The sequence below is a fragment of the Neobacillus sp. KR4-4 genome (genome assembly GCF_042136325.1).
Taxonomy (GTDB): domain Bacteria; phylum Bacillota; class Bacilli; order Bacillales; family Cytobacillaceae; genus Neobacillus.
Map to the genome: position 1 here is coordinate 52,815 of NZ_JBHHJU010000026.1, position 20,296 is coordinate 73,110.

General features: G+C 37.7%; 18 protein-coding genes. 6 read left to right on the forward strand and 12 right to left on the reverse strand.

Annotation, left to right across the window (positions count from 1 at the left end; translation table 11 throughout):
* Window positions 1-51: 51 nt before the first annotated feature.
* The 5 genes from ACE198_RS21650 (at window position 52) to ACE198_RS21670 (ending at window position 5,229) form a co-directional block, all read left to right on the forward strand.
* Complete coding sequence (locus ACE198_RS21650; protein ID WP_375376996.1) at window positions 52-951, forward strand: putative selenate ABC transporter substrate-binding protein; 900 nt, start codon at window positions 52-54, stop codon at window positions 949-951.
* Between the two features lie 13 nt (window positions 952-964).
* The gene (locus ACE198_RS21655) at window positions 965-1,717 is read left to right on the forward strand and encodes a phosphonate ABC transporter ATP-binding protein (protein WP_375376997.1); all 753 of its coding nucleotides are present in this window, start codon (window positions 965-967) and stop codon (window positions 1,715-1,717) included.
* A gap of 1 nt (window position 1,718) precedes the next feature.
* Window positions 1,719-3,356, forward strand: coding sequence for a PhnE/PtxC family ABC transporter permease (locus ACE198_RS21660; RefSeq protein WP_375376998.1), 1,638 nt, complete (start codon window positions 1,719-1,721; stop codon window positions 3,354-3,356).
* Between the two features lie 299 nt (window positions 3,357-3,655).
* A complete protein-coding gene (locus ACE198_RS21665; protein WP_375376999.1) occupies window positions 3,656-4,828 on the forward strand; it encodes an MFS transporter in 1,173 nt (390 codons plus the stop codon).
* Between the two features lie 71 nt (window positions 4,829-4,899).
* Window positions 4,900-5,229, forward strand: a complete 330-nt coding sequence (locus tag ACE198_RS21670; RefSeq protein ID WP_098576434.1) for a hypothetical protein — start codon at window positions 4,900-4,902, stop codon at window positions 5,227-5,229.
* Window positions 5,230-5,283: 54 nt separating this feature from the next.
* On the opposite strand, the gene ACE198_RS21675 is transcribed toward ACE198_RS21670, so the two are convergent.
* Both ACE198_RS21675 and ACE198_RS21680 read right to left on the reverse strand, forming a co-directional pair.
* On the reverse strand, window positions 5,284-6,135 hold the full coding sequence (locus tag ACE198_RS21675) for a D-alanyl-D-alanine carboxypeptidase family protein (RefSeq protein WP_375377000.1): 852 nt from the start codon (window positions 6,133-6,135) through the stop codon (window positions 5,284-5,286).
* 79 nt (window positions 6,136-6,214) lie between these two features.
* Window positions 6,215-6,589 (reverse strand): DnaJ family domain-containing protein, encoded by a 375-nt coding sequence (locus tag ACE198_RS21680; protein ID WP_375377001.1) that lies wholly within the window; start codon window positions 6,587-6,589, stop codon window positions 6,215-6,217.
* 307 nt (window positions 6,590-6,896) lie between these two features.
* Here ACE198_RS21680 and ACE198_RS21685 point away from each other — a divergent pair, with 307 nt between their 5' ends.
* Entirely contained in the window at window positions 6,897-8,249 is a 1,353-nt protein-coding gene (locus ACE198_RS21685) for an arsenic transporter (protein ID WP_098576431.1), read from the forward strand.
* Window positions 8,250-8,902: 653 nt separating this feature from the next.
* Here the strand turns inward: ACE198_RS21685 and tuaH are convergent.
* From tuaH to ACE198_RS21735, 10 genes are all read right to left on the reverse strand, one after another.
* On the reverse strand, window positions 8,903-10,060 hold the full coding sequence (gene tuaH, locus ACE198_RS21690; RefSeq protein ID WP_375377002.1) for a teichuronic acid biosynthesis protein TuaH: 1,158 nt from the start codon (window positions 10,058-10,060) through the stop codon (window positions 8,903-8,905).
* 15 nt (window positions 10,061-10,075) lie between these two features.
* Entirely contained in the window at window positions 10,076-10,834 is a 759-nt protein-coding gene (tuaG, locus tag ACE198_RS21695) for a teichuronic acid biosynthesis protein TuaG (protein ID WP_375377003.1), read from the reverse strand.
* Window positions 10,835-10,845: 11 nt separating this feature from the next.
* Window positions 10,846-11,535, reverse strand: coding sequence for a hypothetical protein (locus ACE198_RS21700; protein WP_098576428.1), 690 nt, complete (start codon window positions 11,533-11,535; stop codon window positions 10,846-10,848).
* 14 nt (window positions 11,536-11,549) lie between these two features.
* Entirely contained in the window at window positions 11,550-12,992 is a 1,443-nt protein-coding gene (tuaE, locus tag ACE198_RS21705; protein ID WP_375377011.1) for a teichuronic acid biosynthesis protein TuaE, read from the reverse strand.
* 24 nt (window positions 12,993-13,016) lie between these two features.
* Window positions 13,017-13,958 carry an NAD-dependent epimerase/dehydratase family protein gene (locus tag ACE198_RS21710; protein ID WP_375377004.1) on the reverse strand — a complete coding sequence of 314 codons (942 nt, stop codon included), beginning with the start codon at window positions 13,956-13,958 and terminating at the stop codon, window positions 13,017-13,019.
* 15 nt (window positions 13,959-13,973) lie between these two features.
* The gene (gene tuaD / locus ACE198_RS21715; protein ID WP_098576425.1) at window positions 13,974-15,308 is read right to left on the reverse strand and encodes a UDP-glucose 6-dehydrogenase TuaD; all 1,335 of its coding nucleotides are present in this window, start codon (window positions 15,306-15,308) and stop codon (window positions 13,974-13,976) included.
* 24 nt (window positions 15,309-15,332) lie between these two features.
* Entirely contained in the window at window positions 15,333-16,529 is a 1,197-nt protein-coding gene (gene tuaC / locus ACE198_RS21720) for a teichuronic acid biosynthesis protein TuaC (protein ID WP_375377005.1), read from the reverse strand.
* A gap of 13 nt (window positions 16,530-16,542) precedes the next feature.
* Window positions 16,543-17,988: a teichuronic acid biosynthesis protein TuaB gene (gene tuaB / locus ACE198_RS21725; RefSeq protein WP_375377006.1), complete on the reverse strand. Its 1,446-nt coding sequence runs from the start codon at window positions 17,986-17,988 to the stop codon at window positions 16,543-16,545.
* Between the two features lie 16 nt (window positions 17,989-18,004).
* Window positions 18,005-18,586, reverse strand: coding sequence for a sugar transferase (locus tag ACE198_RS21730; RefSeq protein WP_375377012.1), 582 nt, complete (start codon window positions 18,584-18,586; stop codon window positions 18,005-18,007).
* A 371-nt stretch (window positions 18,587-18,957) separates the two neighbouring features.
* Window positions 18,958-20,268, reverse strand: coding sequence for a hemolysin family protein (locus ACE198_RS21735; protein ID WP_251459840.1), 1,311 nt, complete (start codon window positions 20,266-20,268; stop codon window positions 18,958-18,960).
* Window positions 20,269-20,296: the final 28 nt, after the last annotated feature.

Below are 20,296 nucleotides of genomic sequence, written 5' to 3' on the forward strand. Positions count from 1 at the left end.
TATAATTCTAAAAGTACAGAGAAACTATTTAAAAACTAAGGTGGAATTAATGTGAAAAAATGGCTTTCTGCTCTTATTCTTGTTATGCTAGTAATTTCATTAGCTGCTTGTGGGCAAAGTGATGAAAAAACGAGTGAAGGAAAAAAAGAAGAGACTAATAATGAAATTTTTAAAATTGGAGCCATTCCTGACCAGAATGCTGCAGATTTAGATAAAGGGATGACCGCTGTTGCAAAATATCTTAGTGAAAAAACTGGTATGAAAGTTGAATTTGTACCGTCTGTGGATTATGCAGCATTAGTAACTGGTTTCCAACGTGGTGAAATTCATATGGCTTGGTTTGGCGGCTTAACAAGTGTACAAGCTAGAAACCTTGTTCCTGAAGCAGAATCAATTGTGCAACGACCACGGGACGCTAAGTTCCATTCGGTCTTTATTACCCAATCATCTGAAAATATCACAAAGCTGGAAGACTTAAAAGGGAAATCATTCACATTTGGCAGTGAAAGCTCAACTTCCGGCCATTTAATGCCAAGATACTTCCTAACTGAAGCTGGAATAGATGCCAATACCGATTTTGATGGCAAGCCCAACTTCTCCGGTTCACATGATACAACCTATAAGTTAATTGAATCCGGTGCCTTTAAGGCGGGCGCACTCAATGAGGCCGTTTGGGAAGCAGCGGTAAAAGAAGGTAAAGTGGATACGAAAAAAGTAAAAGTATTCTATACCACCCCTGCTTACTATGACTATAACTGGACTATCAATAGTAATGTCGAAGAAGTCTTTGGTAAAGGAACTAAGCAAAAAGTTAAAGATGCCCTTCTATCCATTACGGGAGACCAAAAGGAAATTGCGGATTTATTCCAAACGGAGAGTTTTGTCGAAACAAATAATGATAATTACAAAAAGATTGAAAAGGTAGCAAAAGAGTTACAGATTATTAAGTAGTAGGTGTCGTAGAATGTCTTCAAAAACAATGATTGAAGCAAAAAATATATCGAAACATTTTGAGGGGAAGATAGCTTTATCTTCCCTTTCTTTTTCTATTGAGCAAGGGGAAATGGTTGCCTTAATTGGACCAAGCGGCGCGGGAAAAACTACATTATTAAATTCCATAGCCGGACTCGTGCCAATCCAAAACGGGGAACTAATAATCGATAGCCATCCAATATCAGCCTATAAAAAAGGCAAAATTTTTGCTAAAAAAGTTGGCGTCATTCGGCAACAGTTTGATCTTATTGGGTCCATTGCCGTCATTCATAATGTCCTGGCGGGACGATTAGCGGAATGGGGCGTTATCAAATCCCTCTTCTCATTACTTGTTCCCCAAGAAAAAGAAGTTGCTTTGAAAGCACTGGATCGAGTTGGTCTTTCTGATAAAATCCATGAAATCACGTCCACTTTATCTGGAGGCGAACAGCAGCGTGTCGCAATGGCAAGATTAATGGTCCAAAAACCTGAAGTGGTTTTAGCGGACGAGCCTGTAGCCTCCCTTGATCCGGCGCGTGCGGAAGATGTTTTAGCCATGCTCATTAAAATCGTTTCAGAGCAAAAACAAACATTAATCACAAGTATACATTCCGTCGAATATGCTCGTAAATATTTTACAAGAATCATCGCCCTTAAAAATGGGGAAATTCTTTTTGATTTACCGACAGAAAAAGTAACAGATGATTTGTTAAGAGATCTTTATCGGTTAAAGGAGCAAGGGTGAGATGTTGGGACGTAAATCAGTCTTCGGTATGTATAATCGCCTCCTTCTCACGTTACTTTTGACGGCCGTATTCGTTTGGAGCTTGTTTTCAATTCAATGGAATGCCGATCTATTCCATGCAGGTGGAATACCGACATTGTTGCAAATATTTGAAGGACTCATTCAACCGGACCTGTCTGCTGAGGTATTAATGAAGGGGCTTGAATCAGCCTGGATAACGCTAGCCTATGCTGTTGCCGGCATGTCACTTGCCATTATTTATGCACTAATAGTCGGTGTTCTTGCCTCTGGAACATTAACCTCAAGCAGGGTTGCTCGGTTAACGTCTAAAGTATTTTTTAGGGGAATATTAGGCTTCACGCGTTCGATTCATGAGTTAATATGGGCCTGGCTTTTCGTTGCTGCCGTAGGTCTTTCCCCTTATGCAGCCATATTTGCCCTTGCGATTCCATACGGAGGGATACTTGGCAGAATTTTTGCGGACATGTTAAATGATGTGCCTGATCAGCCAATTATGGCCTTAAAATCAGCAGGAGCATCCAAACTGCAACTACTCACCTACGGCTATTTTCCTTTGGTTTGGGCCGACATGATCAGTTATACGATGTACCGCTTTGAATGTGCCATTCGGTCTTCTGCCATTATGAGTTTTGTTGGACTTGGCGGTCTAGGCTACCAAATTCAATTATCATTGGCTGATTTGAAATACGATCAAGTCTGGTCATATGTTTTTTTTCTAATTGTTCTTGTTATATTGGTAGATGTTTGGAGTAATTTTGTCCGTAAGGGGTTAACAGAACGGAAACGCCGAAAGGGATTCAGTCCTGGCTGGCTTTCTCTTCTTTTCACCTTGCTTTTAGTAGTTTGTTCATGGGGATTTATCACGGTCGCTGAGAATGCTCAATTTTTTGAATTATTATCTGATAAGAATATTGAATATGCAAAAAAATTTTTCGGTGGTCTGATCGGATTAAATGATGCCACCCCTGCTTTCTTCAAAGCTGATAGTTGGGCCGCTGCTTTGAAACTCACGCTTGAAACATTGGAAATGAGTATTATGGCAATTGGATTTGCGACCATCGCTGCTTTTTTTACAGTGATTCCTGCAGCTAGAAATATAGCTAATGGGGGGTTAACTTCTTCAAAGAAGTGGTATAACTGGATTCTTTATGGAATAGTTCGCATCACCTATATCTTTTCTCGTTCTGTTCCTGAGTTAGTTTGGGCAATGATGATTATCTTTATTTTTAAACCCGGTATACTGCCTGGGGCAATCGCTCTTGCACTCCACAACTTTGGGATTCTCGGTAAGCTTTGGGCAGAGGTGATTGAGGATATGGACCCGCGTCCAATAAGGAATTTAGCATCTACAGGTGCATCGAAAATCCAGATTTTCTTATACGGTATCCTGCCCACGGTATTACCACGATTTCTCACTTATATTCTTTATCGCTGGGAAGTCATCATGAGGACAACCATTGTGGTTGGTTTTGTTGGTGCGGGTGGTCTTGGTATGGAGTTTAAGTTGGCAATGAGCTATTTCCAATATACAGAGATTACCTTGTTACTTCTTTGTTATATGATTCTCGTCATAATCGCTGACTTTGCATCAGAAAGTACGAGAAAAGCTGTTAAATAATCTAGCGAAGCCCACTCGCCGAGGGCACTGGAACTAGATTCAGCAAAAAACACCGTTTCCCTTATGGAATGGTGTTTTTTTGTGGTTTTTATCACTCTGATATCAATTGCTAGCAATTTGCTTAATTATAGCTATCTTTTAGCTAAACAAGTGATAATTAAAGTATTGCATACTATTTCCACCCAAGGAAATAATTGATGCATGAGACTTGTTTTTCTATCAACATTTCCATTATCCTATTGATAGGAAGAAAGTATGTATTATCAACGAAATTAAATTTCATCTAGGAGTGAAATTCTTTGCAATCAAAGTCCGCTTTACCGATTTTATTTGTAGTTATGTTTTTGGTGATGGTGGGATTTGGAATTATCATTCCAGTTTTACCTTTCTATGCCGAAGAAATTGGGGCGAATCCAACCGAACTAGGATTACTTATGGCGGTGTATTCGCTCATGCAGCTTATTTTCGCTCCAATGTGGGGGCAAGTTTCCGACCGAATTGGGCGAAAGCCAGTGATGATGATTGGGATAGCTGGACTTGGTCTCTCCTTTCTAATTCAAGCATTGTCAACAGAGCTTTGGATGTTATTCGCGGCAAGAATTATTGGCGGTATTCTTTCCTCTGCTAATATGCCTACCGCAATGGCATACGTTGCCGATATCACCACCGAAGAGAATCGCGGCAAAGGAATGGGGATTATTGGTGCAGCAACGGGCTTAGGCTTTGTTTTCGGTCCAGCAATTGGTGGTATTTTCTCAAAATTCAGCTTGAACATGCCCTTTTATCTTGCTTGTGGATCTTCTCTCATTACCTTGATTCTTGTTTTCCTTTTGCTAAAAGAATCAAAACTGAGAACAGAGGCAGGTACCAAAAAACAACCCTCTTTTTGGAAGGCGTTTAGTGGGGCTGTAACGGTTCTGTATCTAGTGCAATTATTAATTTCTTTATCCCTGGCTGGTTTGGAAGCAACGTTTGCTTACTTTGCTGCGAAAAAGGCAGATTTAGATGCTACTCAACTTGGCTATATTTTTATGATCATGGGATTTGGGAGTGCGATTGTCCAGGGTGGTCTAGTTGGTAGATTGACGAAGAAATACGGGGAAAGGATGGTTATCCAGTCGGGTATCATTGTTTCTGCGCTTGGATTTGCTTTAATTTTATTGGTGAATAGTTTTGGTACTGCAGCTCTTTTTCTAACTATATTTGGTTTAGGGAATGGAGTCATTCGTCCAAGTGTTTCTTCTCTAATTACGAAAACGTCAAGCGCTGGCCACGGAAGTTCAACTGGCCTATTATCTTCCTTTGACTCACTTGGCCGAATTATTGGTCCTCCACTTGGTGGTTGGCTGTTTTCATTGGCCATCGGGCTTCCGTATATTTCTGGTGCAATTATCTCCATTGCTGCTTTTATTCTATTTTTACTTTTTCGACCGCAGATTGCATCTGTTAAATCAACAAATATACAAAACTAAACAAGATGCATATGTTTTTAGGACACGCATAAAATGGGTTACGAGGATGAAGTGAAAAAGGAGCCCATTTTATGAAATTAAAAACCTTTATTAGTATTTGTTGCTTATTGGCCACATTAGGTTTTGCAGCGTATCTTGATTCACCGTACTCATTTATTAATAAAAACTTTACCTATTCAGCCGATCAACCTGTGATGGCACAGCCTGTAGAAGTTGAGCCTTCCAGCGATGTTCCAGTTTTGGAGGAAAAACTAGAGAAAATCGAAAAAGTGGATGGCTATATCGTAGAAACGTACCAGGAGTACGAGGTATATAAAGACAAAGATGGTAATGTATTAAAAAGTGAGCCGACAGGTAAAATCGATACTTTACATTATTGGGATGACCAAGAACAACAGTAAGACCGCTGACAAGGCGGTCTATTTTTTGAGGTCAAATGAATGGGTCCCTCCTCACTACCTACCTTCCGGAAACTCATTTTCTGACTTCATATGGGCAAATGAATAGTTTGCCATGGTTTGAATATCCATGTATTTTGACTGTTTATCGGTTTTCATGACAACCGAGATAACTTCCTTATTTCCTTGTTTTAAGTATTCCAATAGTGTATGTTGAGCCGCATTTGTAAACCCAGGTTTACCAGTAATCGAGTTTGGGCTCCTGTGAAATTTAAATAGATTACTGATTGTCTTTTCTTTCTTGCTTGTTTTAATCATTGTTTTTCGTGTAGTCATAACCTTTAGTACATTAGGATGTTTAAGCGCTTCTTTCGTGATGAGGGCCATATCGTAGGGTGTTGTATAATAGTTTGGGTCATGAAGCCCATTTGATGTAACGAACTGAGAATTTTTAAGGCCCCATGTTTTGACCCTCTGATTCATGAGAACTGCAAATCCTTCTTCACTTCCGGCTGTGTTCTCAGCAATTGTAACGGCGACATCATTCGCACTTAATAATAATAAAGCTTTCATCGCATCTTGTTTAGAAATCATCTCCCCTGCTGTAAGCCCCAAACAGAGGCATTCTTGATTCGCCGCATGTGAGCTAACCCTTAATAAGGTCCCATCTTTTATTTGTTCATCTAAAATAATGGCCGTTAGCACTTTCGTCATACTTGCTGGAAATGCTTTTGAGTGGGCATTTTTGTTGTAAAGAATTTCGCCTGTCACTGCATCAATGGCCACTCCATACACCCCCACAATATTGGGGACCTCTGATTCAGCAGCACTGATCCTATTCGGTACCATTCCTTCTATTAGAAACAGGACTGACAATAATGTTGCAGCAATCTTATTGATGGTAGACATGACGTATGTACCTCCAGTAATAAACCCTTTATCTTCTTGCAATTATTTTGTTCCATTTTTAGTGAAGCCAGACAACTACTTATTTAATTTTTCCATAAATTTTCTCCGCATAACTGCCGAAACGTCCATTCGAATTTTTCCTTCTTTGTGCCATCACTTTTTCAAACTGCAACTGTTTCCTTGTTAGTTTTTCTTGTAAACTGTTAATTTCTTCGTCATCAGTGGCGGCGGAAATGAGATCATTTAAGGTAATCAATTCTTTTCGTAAATCGACTTGGTCTGAAATGAATCCTGCATTCTTAAGCATTCGGTAACCCATTTTCATTTCTGCGCTCATCCCTGGCAGATCATCTTTAAGTTCCAACGGCTTGCCCATCCCAGGCAGATTTTCGAATTCCCCATTTTTTATTGCTTCTTTTATTTTATCTTCCGCTATTCTTGAAAATAAGTCCATGACACACCTCTTTTTAATATCTATTTTAACTTATTTGGAAGAAATTTAGTAAACATAAACTAGTTAAGAGAGCCGCCGTATTTTCGGGGGCTCTCTCTGTCTTCAACCACTATAGACTCAAGCGGAAATTCGGAAAAAACAGGTACAAACCTAAAGCCTGTCTCAGTCGGGAGACATATACATACAGTACAAAGTCACAAGAGGGATAGATGGAATGGAGGGATAGATGCGGATGCAAAACGTGGAGGTAAAGTCGCTCATGATTGATTTCATGAAATACTAGCTTCCGAAAGGAGAAATTTATTCAATGGTTTGGTTAACGATAGCTTCTTTTTTACTCACCCTAGGATTTATTTTTTGGAGACCCCGAGGTATTAATGAAGCAATCCCTGCTACGATTGGTGCAATCGTTGTCATCTTAAGTGGGAGTGTTACATTCTCTGACCTCGGTCTAATAGCGGAAACCATCAGTGGTGCCGCGATTACCATAATGGCGACAATAGTAATGGCCATCGTCTTAGAAAGTTTTGGGTTCTTTAACTGGATGGCAGAAAAGCTTGCAGAAAAAGCAAAAGGGTCTGGCATTCGATTATTCTGGTATGTCAATCTATTGTGTTTTTTAATGACACTCTTTTTTAATAACGACGGAAGTATTTTAATCACAACACCAATATTAGTTATACTGCTAAACAATATGGGCTTAAAAAACCACCAAAAAATTCCGTATTTGCTTTCAGGTGCATTAATCGCGACCGCTTCAAGTGCGCCCATTGGCGTAAGTAATATTGTCAATCTAATCGCCCTAAAAATCGTCCACATGAGTTTGTACTTGCATACGGCGATGATGTTTGTCCCTGCAACACTTGGTTTACTTCTACTGACCTGGCTTTTGTTTCTTCGCTTCAAAAAGGTCTTACCAAAAACGATCCCTACTAAGGTAACTGGGCTTTCACTCTCTTCTTATCATCCACTTAAGCCAAGTCCATTGAAACATGCTTCTGAGAAAGACCGATCGAGATTTATGAGAAACGTTCTACTGTTTGTCTTTGCGGTTCGTGTCAGCCTCTTTGTCGCATCGTTTCTGTCTATTCCAGTTTCGCTTATGGCAGTTTTTGGCTCTTTTGTCCTTTTAGGTTGGAGATGGGCATATTTAAAAATACCTCCCACCGATATGGTGAAGAAAACGCCGTGGTATATCATCGTTTTCGCTTTTAGTATGTATGTGATCATTTACGGTTTAAATAATATTGGTCTAACAGAGTGGCTCATCCACTTCATGCATCCAATGGTTTCTGGAAGCCTGCTTCATGCCAGTGTACTAATGGGTGTCTTGTTATCCGTTCTTTCGAACATATTTAATAATCATCCTGCGTTAATGGTCGGCACACTAACATTAACAAATATGGATCTACCTCTGCTCAGTTTAAAAATATCCTATCTTGCCAATGTCATAGGAAGTGACATGGGATCATTATTACTACCAATGGGAACTCTGGCCACGTTAATGTGGATGCATATTGTAAGGAAAGGAAAAGTCATGATTAGTTGGTGGCAGTATATGAAAATAACCTTCGTTGTTATCCCGCCAGCTACCTTGTTTACCTTGGTAATTCTATATTATTGGGTATCATGGCTATTTGGAGGCACACTTCAGAACTAAAAAATGATTTTAATAACAGATAGAAAGGTGTTATTCAGATGAGCAAAAAAATGTCCACAAAGAAAAATCCATCCTGTTTTGGCTGACGAGGTTGGATTAATCATTAACTACTATAGTTGTTTTTTAGACCGTGTCTTGAGCTCACGGTCTTTTTTTATGAGACTTACTACATATTATAAATATATGTATTTTCCTTATATTTGTTCAAGATTGTAAAAGTTTTCATATGGACCTGTGCTAAACAAGCCTCAATATCTATAAAATAAATATAACAATACTTTACAAAAGGTTAACATCGAATCAACTATTTCTTAGTATTTACTGGTTAAAATGTAACTATAGCCATTCCAATACAATGGTTCATTTTTATAAGTAATTTCCAAATGGGGAGGTAGTTGTATGAATAATTTTCTTAATATTCTGTTTCTGATTTTTATTTCGGCAGCTTTTATACGGATTTTTTATTACTCATTTTTTAAATCAAAATCAAATAGACATTGACTGGGTTAAGTATTTACTATTCTTTTTTGATCCGCAAGTATTTCCTTCATCAAAAATTCCACACCTGTGATCATTTACACACTCAAAAAACAACTATCAAAAAAAAGAAACCCTTTATGGGTCTCCAAAAATTGACGCTATCTCGGTTTGTTTTAAACCAATCTAAACATGTCCTCAAATACTTCGTTCCAATTTTTTGATTTAGCAAGTGTCTTACGCTTATGAATCATATTTTCATCATTTATAGTCCCTTCTAATTGTTCACATACTTGGATGAATTGGTTCGTACTATCGGTATCTAAATAAGCATAGACAGATTCCTCGGCATATTTTTTCGTTGAGGGCAAATGCAAACCAAGTACCGACTTCCCCGCTGCTAAAAACTCAAATAACTTTAATGGAAAGACAGCTTGATTATATTGAGAGGATTTGTATGGCATAATACCAATATCAATTAAGTTCATATATTTTGGTACTTCTGAAGGTTCGACACTTCCAGTCCATAAAACATTTCTCTCGGTTAATAAATCTTTAAATTTTGGATGATCATTCGTGCCATCTGGACCTACAAACAGAAAAAGCCATTCTCGTTTTTTTTGTGCTGCCTCCTTTATCAAATCAAAATCCAGTTTCGGTTTAATGCCACCGATAAATCCTAAAACCGTACCATTAAATTGAGCAGGTAGAATATTCTCCATTTGTGTTGGATTGTTCGCAAATAAATCATACTCTACCCCATTTTCAAAGGTGAACACCTTTTCTTCGGAACCTAAATTTTCTACTATTCTCGAACTTAGATACTCAGAGGTGCAAGTAATTACATCTGCCCTTTGAATAATCCGATTTTCAGCTTTTGATATGATATTTTTTCTAGAATTAGCTAGGATGGAGTTTTTCCCACTGATAGGCGAAGTCCATAAATCACTGCAATCATAAACGACTTTATTCCAGGAAAAGAGGTCAGAAAGGATTGGGTAACCTGGAAAGGTATACCATAAATTCACTGTATACTTTTCCTGTTCTTCTCTTAAATATTGTAATAATGGGTGAAGTTTTGATCTATGAAATTCATCAATATATCGTCCAAACCGAAACACTTTATGTGGCAATAAATCTTGTATGGTCCATTGTTTTATTCCATTTGACAATCTAGAGCAGGACTTTTCTTTTTGTGTAGGTGACGGGCATAACCAAATAACCTCTTTTGTATCTGAATGTTTTTGAAGATATTCTGCAAGCCGATGTCTTCGGTAACGTAACTGGTCCTGCCCCCACTCCCCTGTTGCCACAATGATATGTATATTCTTCATTTGTCCCATCCCTTTTTAAATTCTTTTTAGTAGAGCATGAAAGGCATAATGTGAAAAACACCAAAAAGCTTTGATGACGTTAAGTTTTTCTACCTTGCGATATACAAACCAATTCATTTTTGCTGCTTTCCACTTATTCCTTGATATTGAAGGATTCCCAGTCCGATACTCGGCCAAATTTTCATTTAATCCGTATGCATTGAACCCCTTTTTTAATATGGCTAGCCAGGTGGCTAAATCCTGTCGTGTGCGTATGTTTGGCATCTGAAAATGGCCAACCGTCTTTCGATCAATCATGACAGTCAAACATCCAATAATCGTATTCTTTAACATATCATTGTACGTAATTTGCTCGGGGGCAGGTATCTGTTTGTTCAATAGAACTCCATCATTAGTTATTAATTCGTAACCAGTAAATGTAAAAGCATAATAGTTGGTTTGCATGAAAGAATACTGTTTTTGTAATTTTTCTGGTTTCCAGCAATCATCACTATCAAGAAATGCTACATATCTGCCCTTTGCATTTTGCAAAGCTATGTTTCGGGCAACGGCTGCCCCGCCATTTTGATTTAAATAAATAACCTTTATTCTTTCATCTTCTTTTTCAATTTGCTCTAATATTTCTGGTGTATTATCTGTAGAACAATCATCAACAATAATCATTTCCCAGTTTTGATAGGTTTGCTTTCTTACAGAAGTGATTGTCTGCTCGATAAATAAACTTGCATTATATGAAGGTGTTATAATTGAGATCAGTGGCTGCTGTGGACTCATGAAATAACCCCCTATTCAAATGACTGTTCCTTGAAAATGATGGGAAAAACGATCCATAGAAAGCTTAATGTTACGCCCAATAATATCCCTAATACTGCTCTTTCCTTTGAGTTGAAAGCTCTATTTTCAGTATCAAGTGCATAAAAATCCGCAGGTTTTAATATTTCAGCATGTCTTATGTCGTCTTTAGCAGTCTTAAGTTCATATAAGAAACGCTGCTGGTCTACTTTTGCCTCAGGTCCTACTTTTTCATTTGTTATTGCATCGATAGATTCTTGAATGATTTTCTGTTTTTCTTGGAAACTATCATGATCGATGGCGATAAAAGCACTAGTAATCTCGTTAAGTACCTTTGCTGTGCTTTCCTTTGAATGATCTGAATATGAAAGATTAATGATGTTATCAGGTCCCATAGTTACATGTAAATTCGTATTTATTTCCTTAAACTTTTCCTTCCATAGATCTTTCAAATGTTCTTCATAAAAAGGAGCGTTTGTTAATAAACTGATCACAAGTTTAGGATTATTTAACTCAGGATTCTTATAGTTTCCCAAGGATATCGAAGTTTCTAATGTATAACTTGATTTCTCTTGTCCCACGGGAAGAAGCCATCCAATTATGCCCAGAAAAATGGTAGTTGCTAATAATATTAAGAAGTATTTGTTCATTCTTTCTTTTAATCGTTGAATCATATGTCCCATTTTAACCTTGCTCCTTAGTAGGATTTTTCATGTTGATGTTGATTTTTCGTGTCTTTAAGCACAGAAACCGTAGAAATAACTAATCCTAGAAATACCCAATGAAAAAATAGATTACTAATAGAGCTCGGACTGATACTCGAAACAGCAAATCCAATTAGCCCCATCATACACGCTTCAAGTAATCCTTTTTGGTTTCTACTTCTTCCAACTCTATAAAATTTATAAAGACGTATGAAAAGATAGGCATACATAGTTATGTAACCAAGTAAAATACCAATTCCGAAATTACCCATAATTTCCGCAAGCCAATTATGAACTTCTACAACATTATTAGTTGGATAGATGGATTCGTTTTTCAAATAGAATGAGATATTGCCTGCTCCCACCCCGAATCCGAAGCTATCTAATATGTATTGAAGGGTATTCTTCAGTAAATTTAATCTTGCTACATTAGATGGAAGCATTCCATTACTAAGATTGATGGTTGAAGCGTTAAACAAATCTACTAACTTGCCGAAAAATACAATCGTACTCAATAGAAATACGGTTGATCCGATAGTAACGGCCATTTTCTTTAAAAATCTTGGAAGAAGGATAAACATATAAACAAGTAATCCAATCATTACACCAAGCAAACTTGCCCGTGAATCTGTCAAATAAATGAGATACACACAAATAATAGCTAGAAGTATGCTGGTTGTTTTCAAAAATACATGTTTACTATTTTTTGTTAAAGCTAGATAAAAAAAGAACGATATCGTAAGAAATGTGGCAAAATCATTTTGATTAAAGAAAACAGATGTTGGATATGACAGCTTATATTCAGGACGACCGTACAATGTTGATGTAGGCAGCTGGATGTGAGCAAAATGATTGATTAATCCAATCACCATTAAAAAGACTGTCATAAACATCCAGATTCCATAAAACAAGAACAAACTAGTCATTTTTCTAAATGTAAAGACGGCCAAAAAGACAAACGTTATTCCCATACCCAAAAGAATTAACGACTTAATACCCTCTATAATTGATTTTGCCCAAAGTAGTGATACCGAACCATAAGCCATCCAAAACAGTAGAAAAAGCAATATCCCTTTTACATTTACTTGATTCCAAAATTGAGGAAGATTCCTTTCTTTTATTGCATGAAACAAAAAGACTATAACTGCTGCGATTAGAACCAAGCGATACAAAAATATGCTAAAAAATCCAACATGAATGTTTAGAACTGATTGATTCAGAAATGTTGTCATGACTAATAAATACATAACGGCGGGAAATTGCGGTTTACTAATAACATTGCTTTTTATAAGTAAAGTCATAACGATGACCGCCCATACCCCAATAAAAATCATCATTATAACCGGCATTTCAACAAGTGAATAGGTAATGGCCAATCCTGCTAAGAGAAAAGCTGACACACCTGTTGCTTGTTTAACTAGTAGATTACTTTGCATCAAACTTCCTTCTCCTTTTTCAAACTAACCATTTAATGATTGCAATTGGTTTTCCTTTGAGAACTGGAGAGTCGCCTGTAACCCTTCGAACAGGTTGACAGCCGGCACCCAATTTAGTATTGTTTTCGTTTCTTCGTTTTCAAGAATACTATGCCTAATATCGCCTGCACGCTCTTGTTTATAGATCGGGCGCAGATTCGAACCAGCGGCTTCAGTCATCGTTTTAAACAGTTCATTGATAGAAATACATGAGCCGGAAGACACATGGACACAAATATTTTCTTTTACATTTAGTGCTTTTACATTTGCTGTTGCCACATCTTTAACAAAAATAAAGTCTCTCGTTTGCAATCCATCTCCATATATGAAAGGTGTTCTATTTTCGGTGAGTTTATCTGAAAAAATAGCTACGACTCCTCCTTCACCCTTTGCGTCTTGTCTTGGTCCATATACATTGCTGTAGCGTAAAATACAATATGGCAGCTGATACAGTTCACAAGACATTTTTAAATAATTTTCAACCGATAGCTTTGTAAGTCCATATGGTGATTCCGGATAAGTTGGGTGTGAAATGGTAACAGGCAGTGAAACCGGGTTTCCATACACCGCAGCAGTCGAAGCAAATACAAATCTTTTCACCTTTGATTCAATCGCTGCTTTTATAATGTGCAGCGAACCCTTAATATTTACTTTTTCATCAAATAGAAAGTCTTTAACAGACTCCGCCACACTTACTTGTGCCGCTTGGTGAATAATATAATCTGGACTAAGAGAAACAATTAAATCAATTACGCTAGGATTGGTAATGTCGTGATTATAGACCTCAATAGGTAAGTGATCGATGTTTTTTTGTTTGCCTGTTGAAAAATTATCAATGACTGTGACATGGTAATTATTTTGAAGCAATTCCTCTACTATATGGGAGCCAATAAATCCTGCTCCGCCTGTGACTATTACTTTTCTCATCAGAATAACCTCCTCCTATATTGCCTTTGTTGTGAAAGATCCCGCTTGAATGGCTGGTCTCCCAACCGAAAAATACGAAAATCCAAGGCGTTTCATCATTTCTAAATCAAAGAGATTCCGGCCATCCACCATCAGAGGCTGTTTCATTAATTGCTTTACTAAGGGTAAATCTAATGTTTTTACGTCCTGCCAATCTGTTAAAATCATGCAAGCATCTGCATCCCGAATAGTTTCATAGATATCCTCTGAATAGGTGCACTGATAACCGATCTGTTTTTTTGCTTCTACGATTGCGATGGGATCATATGCCTTAACGATTGCCCCCTGCTCTGTTAAGTAAGGAATAATATCCAATGCCGGAGAAGACCGAATATCATCGGTATCTGGTTTAAATGCTAATCCTAAAACAGTAATCGTTTTCCCTTTAAAAGAACCTAATGCACGTAATAATTTTTTTACCAGTTGCACCCTTTGTCCTTCGTTTGTATCAATCACTGCCTTGATTAATTTAAAATTGTATCCACAATCCTCAGCAATATGAAGAAGTGCAGCCGTATCTTTAGGAAAGCAGGATCCGCCAAATCCAACACCAGCTTGTAAAAATTTATTGCCAATCCTGCTATCAAGACCAATTCCCTCGGAGACTTTAGTAACATCGGCACCAACACGTTCACATATGTTCGCAATATCATTTATAAATGAGATTTTGGTTGCCAAAAATGCATTGGCAGCATATTTAATGATTTCCGCCGTTTCTATAGAAGCTTTCACAATATCGGCCGTAAAGGGCTGATGTAATTCCTCAATCATTTGAAAAGCTTTTTCGCTTGCAGCACCAATGACGGCACGCTCCATATTCATCGTATCCTTAATAGCCGAACCTTCTCTTAAAAACTCAGGATTAGAGACAACGTCAAAAGGATGGTTTCCATTGTTGTATTCTTGAATAACCGATTCTATTAATTTTCCAGTTCCGACAGGTACCGTACTTTTAGTGACAATTACTTTATAATTATTTAAATTTTCACCAATTGATTTAGCGACTTGTTTTACATAGGTTAAGTCAGCCTTACCTGATGATGTCATTGGTGTGCCAACTGCAATTAGAATTACCTCAGCATCCTGGATTTCTTGACTGATATTTGCACTAAATTTAAGTGTTCCTTTACGAACATTTTTATGGACCAGTTCCTTTAATCCTGGCTCATATATCGGCATAATCCCTTGTGTCAGTTCATTAATTTTTAATTGATCAATATCGCAACAAGTAACTTCGTTTCCTGAATCAGCAAAACATGTACCTGAAACGAGTCCAACATATCCAGTTCCAATAACAGCTATTTTTTTCATCCTTATCAATCCTTTCGGTTCGTATTACTTGATCGTTGAATAAATGGATTCTATTGACCGTTTATAAACAGCTTTTAATAAAACGGCATTTCGGTCAGCATGATAGTTTTTTTGAATATGTTCATAGAGTTCATCCTGAACATGTGTGGTAAAGGGATTTCTGTTTAAAATCTCGTTTAATCGAGTCACTAGGCTGGATACCGATTTACTATCAATTAAAAGATGGCGATGCTCACCAAATAATTCTGGGACACTCCCCACTTCAGTACAAATTACAGGCACCTTCAAGGCTAGTGCTTCAATAACAACGGTTGGCATCCCTTCTGTATAAGATGGGAGAGCAAACACATCACTAGCAAGCAAGTAATCACTTATTCTTTCATTTTCAACCTGCCCCATTAGGAACAACCGTCTATTGAAGTCGGAATGCTGGGCTAATTTTTCTTTAGCTGGTCCATCGCCAACAAACAAAATGGCTACTTCGTTAGAAAGCCATTGAAGTGAATGAGCAAGTTCAAAAACTCCTTTTGCTTCTGTTAATCTTCCTATAAAAACAATAATCTTCTTTTCTTCAGGGAGTTGGAGGCGTCTCTTGATTTGCGTTTTGGTTTCATCACTAGGTTTAAAGCGTGATAGGTCAACCCCGATGGGAAGCACCATACTATCTCTGCCTGTTAACTCCTTTGCTTTATTCCTAAGGCTTTCACCCACTGCCAAGACCAGGTTTGCCGCATGTACGGTTTGTTCGAATATTTTTTTCGATCTTGCACTATAAAAAGGATAAATATTTACATCACTGCCATGTAACGTTAAAATCCATGGCAGCTTTTTATGTTCTGCAACTATTCTCGCTGCCCCTCCAGACGGCATGGCAAAATGTGCGTGAATTAAATCTGGCTCTATTAAGCCATCAGACATTGTTTTTAAGATGGAAGCTGCCATCCGTTTATCCGGTTGAGACCATCTGAGTTGGCCCGGAAGTGCTAAATAAGGCGGACGGTAGACCGTCACTCCTTTTCGAACATACTTAAATGGGATCTCCTTATTTGCTCGATACTGCCTTTTTACATACTTGATTAAGGTTGAATGACGCGGCACAGGACAAATCACCGTAACCTCTACGCCTAAACGGATTAATGATTGAACTTGAGTTTCATGAAAAACACCTTGCCCTGGATATTCGTCACTTGGATAGACACTTGTAATCCATAAAATTTTCATTATGTTTGCCCTCTTATTTGTTTTTTACGATCTTCAAGAAAAAATCGGGATAAACCCTATACAAAAGCAAAATATAGGCGATCGCACTTATTCCTACGGAAAAAATTAGCGGCCATATGCTGGTTTGAGTAAAATAAAAGCTCGAAATCTTTTTCAAACAAAAGGCAAGTGTTGTTATGAGCAAAGATAATAAGAATGGAACAGAAATAGTTTGCAGATATTGCCGAAACCGAAGCTGAATTAACCAGTTTAATAACCATCTTCCAACTAAGAAATTTACCAGGCTTACTCCTGCATAGGTCCAGGCTACAATTTCCAAATTATTCGTCATTACCGCTATCCATAAAGAGGCCCCATAGAGAATGAGAACACCGGCATCCCAATAAAATGCTATATTAGCTTTTCCTTTTGCTAAAATAACGGATCCATTGGGATTCATTAAAACCCTAAGAATGCCTACGACTGCCATGATTTGTACAACTGGAACGGCGTCCAGCCACTTCTGTCCAAAAACAGTTAAAATAAACACATTAGACACGGCGGTGAGACCCATTAAGATGGGAAACGAAACTAGACTCAACAATTTTGTCATGTGTAAGAACCCATCAGTTAATAAAACTTGATTATGGTGGCTTTTCGAAAAAACCGGAAAAGCGACCCTCGTAATAATCGGATTAATCTTTAAGACTGGTATGGTCACGATTTGATAGGCCAGATTGTAAATACCTAGTGCCTCAGCGCCCATAAAGCGGCCAATTAATATCACATCAAGGTTGGAACCAATTCGGTTGACTAACCGGGAGGCTAATTGGTAGGCCCCAAACGCCATGTATTCTTTGCATTCCGACAAATCAAATACGAAAGAGGGCCGCCATTTCTTTTGATAACAGATAAAATAAAGAATGCCTTTTAGTGAATTCAGAACGACTTGTGAAATAACAAAGGCATAAATCGGACTAATGGTAAGTATGAGAATCACTAATGTTAAAAAAGAGATGAATGTTGTCCCTGCTTCAATGGCCCCTAGTAAATTAAATCGAAGATCTTTTTGCAACAAATATTGGCATTGCTGCCCGACCGGAGCGATTAAAAACATCACGGCCAAGATTCGAATAAGTTCGATTAATTCAACTCGATGAAAATATGTCGCAATCAGCGGGCTAAAGAGAAATAAGAGCACAAACAGCCCTACACCTACTACCACATTTATCCAAAACAGTGATGACAATACACGGGCAGAAACCTCTTCTTTTTGAATCAGGGCTGTACCAAAACCAAGATCCAGCAAGATCTGGGCAAAAACTACAATCGTGGTAATCATTCCTACTAATCCGAATTCGGATATACTCATTAGTTTGCCAAGGAATGCAAACTGGACGATTTGGATGGTAGTTATGATAAAGGTAGAAATTCCAGTCCACTTTATTCCTTTATGTAGTTGACTTCTGATGACTGACATAAACTTCCCGCCTTTATTAACGTGCTCCCTCACCTGTGAAAATCACTTTGAACGTCTTCACCATAATTTTTACTTCAAGTGAGAAGGTTAAATTTTGTATGTACACCAAGTCGTATTGAAGTTTTTCTCGTGGAGACATATCATATCCCCCACTAACCTGCGCTAGACCTGTAAGACCTGGTTTAACAAGCAAACGTTTTTCGAATCCCTTAATCTCTTTATTGAATATTGCAGTAAAGAATGGTCTTTCTGGTCGGGGCCCTACAATGGACATGTCTCCTTTTAAAACAGAGACTAATTGTGGTAGCTCATCGATACGAGTCTTTCGGATGAATGCTCCCACTTTTGTAATACGTGGGTCATTTACCTCAGCCCACTTTGCCCCTTCCCTCTCAGCATCCATATTCATGGAGCGTAACTTCATCAGCTTGAATCGCTTCCCATTCTTTCCAAGTCGCTCTTGTACGTAAAATGGAGAACCAGGTGTTTCAAGCACAATGAGGATCGAAAATAAAAGAACAATTGGCAGTGCAATTATTAACCCTACGGTTGCAAGGAAAATGTCATACGCTCTTTTTAGATAGAGATACTGTTCCACATTCTTTGGTAATGTGAGTTTTGATGATGATACCTTTAGATAATCTTGGTAGAAATTGTAGCTTTTTTCAGTACTCACAAATTGATCACCCCAAAAGATTTATTGATAATGAGACTGGCTAGCCCATACGTAAAGTATAGGTACATAATTTGAAGCTGCTGTTGAGGAAGGGTGAAGAGTTTGTAAAAGATTTTGAATATTTATGAAGTTTATAAATACTTTGTAAAGTTCTTTACAAAATATAGGTAGAATTATCGATTAAATGAAAAAAGCTGCACCAAAAAGGATGGGGATCAATCTCCTTTTTTGGGACAGCTTTTAATGATTATAAAAAAATACCCCCTTGATTAGACAAGAGGGCATTAATTAAGCTAAGCGATGGATTCTTGTTTAGCTATTTTTAAAATTTCTAGTGATTTAATATGGTAACCATCGATTTCAAGCACTTTGAATTCATAATCATCATATCTAACTTTATCACCTTCGACGAGATCCATCTTTTCAGATAAGATCCATCCGCCGATGGTGTCCATATCTGAATTTTCAAGATCAAGTCCGAATAAGTCATTGATTTCATCAATCAGAACTTTACCATCAACGATCGTTTTGTTTTCACTGATTTTATTGATTTCGGGTACTTCGTCCGCATCAAATTCGTCACGAATTTCGCCGACAATTTCCTCAAGAATATCTTCAACAGTCACTAAACCAGCAGTACCGCCATATTCATCCATTAAGATTGCCATATGAACACGTTCTTTTTGCATTTTTAAAAGCAAATCATGAATTGGAATCGATTCAATCACTTGAATAACAGGACGAACGTACTCTTGAATCGAGGTTTCAACATTCTTCCCTTTGATATATTCAGTAAACACTTCTTTCATGTTTACCATACCAATGATGTTATCTTTTTCACCATCAATTACTGGGTAACGAGTATAATTTTCTTCCGTTACAATTTGAAGACATTCATTTAATGATTGTGAGATATCAAATGCAACGATCTCCGTACGAGGCACCATAATTTCATTTGCATTCCTGTTATCAAATTCAAAGATATTGTTTACATATTTATATTCCGATTGATTAATCTCCCCGCTCTTGTAGCTTTCAGAGATGATTATTTGGAGTTCTTCTTCTGAGTGTGCAGCTTCATGTTCTGAAGCTGGTTTTAGACCGAAAATTCCAACGATTAAACGAGCAGATCCATTTAAGGCTTTAATAAATGGATACATGATCTTATAAAACAGCATCATCGGTCTTGCAAAGATCAAAGTGACCGTTTCTGCCTTTTGAATGGCAAAAGTTTTAGGTGCTAGTTCACCCACCACAACATGAATAAATGTTACGGATGCAAACGCAAGGATAAAGGAAGTGATACTCGAAATGGATTCAGGCATGTTCAAGTAACTCAATAACGGGTGAAGGATATGCTCAACCGTTGGTTCTCCTAACCACCCAAGCCCTAAAGCTGTCACGGTGATACCTAGTTGACATGCCGATAAATACTCGTCTAGATTTGAAACGATCTTTTTTGCCGCGACTGCATTCTTGTTCCCTTCGCTAACGAGTTGATCAATACGTGTACCGCGGATTTTAACAATAGCAAATTCATACGCTACAAAAAATGCTGTAAAAGCAATTAAAATTGCTATTATTAGTAGATTACTAATTATCAATGGTCTCCTTACTTAAATATTTAAGTAA

What these genes read in the sequence shown, in the direction of transcription:
- tuaC (WP_375377005.1), bottom strand. Translation starts at nt 16,529, where the DNA reads ATGAAAATTTTATGGATTACAAGTGTCTATCCAAGTGACGAATATCCA.
- ACE198_RS21660 (WP_375376998.1), top strand. Translation starts at nt 1,719, where the DNA reads ATGTTGGGACGTAAATCAGTCTTCGGTATGTATAATCGCCTCCTTCTC.
- ACE198_RS21655 (WP_375376997.1), top strand. Translation starts at nt 965, where the DNA reads ATGTCTTCAAAAACAATGATTGAAGCAAAAAATATATCGAAACATTTT.
- tuaB (WP_375377006.1), bottom strand. Translation starts at nt 17,988, where the DNA reads ATGTCAGTCATCAGAAGTCAACTACATAAAGGAATAAAGTGGACTGGA.
- ACE198_RS21700 (WP_098576428.1), bottom strand. Translation starts at nt 11,535, where the DNA reads ATGGGACATATGATTCAACGATTAAAAGAAAGAATGAACAAATACTTC.
- tuaE (WP_375377011.1), bottom strand. Translation starts at nt 12,992, where the DNA reads ATGCAAAGTAATCTACTAGTTAAACAAGCAACAGGTGTGTCAGCTTTT.
- ACE198_RS21680 (WP_375377001.1), bottom strand. Translation starts at nt 6,589, where the DNA reads ATGGACTTATTTTCAAGAATAGCGGAAGATAAAATAAAAGAAGCAATA.
- tuaD (WP_098576425.1), bottom strand. Translation starts at nt 15,308, where the DNA reads ATGAAAAAAATAGCTGTTATTGGAACTGGATATGTTGGACTCGTTTCA.
- ACE198_RS21675 (WP_375377000.1), bottom strand. Translation starts at nt 6,135, where the DNA reads ATGTCTACCATCAATAAGATTGCTGCAACATTATTGTCAGTCCTGTTT.
- ACE198_RS21710 (WP_375377004.1), bottom strand. Translation starts at nt 13,958, where the DNA reads ATGAGAAAAGTAATAGTCACAGGCGGAGCAGGATTTATTGGCTCCCAT.
- tuaG (WP_375377003.1), bottom strand. Translation starts at nt 10,834, where the DNA reads ATGAGTCCACAGCAGCCACTGATCTCAATTATAACACCTTCATATAAT.
- ACE198_RS21685 (WP_098576431.1), top strand. Translation starts at nt 6,897, where the DNA reads ATGGTTTGGTTAACGATAGCTTCTTTTTTACTCACCCTAGGATTTATT.
- ACE198_RS21670 (WP_098576434.1), top strand. Translation starts at nt 4,900, where the DNA reads ATGAAATTAAAAACCTTTATTAGTATTTGTTGCTTATTGGCCACATTA.
- tuaH (WP_375377002.1), bottom strand. Translation starts at nt 10,060, where the DNA reads ATGAAGAATATACATATCATTGTGGCAACAGGGGAGTGGGGGCAGGAC.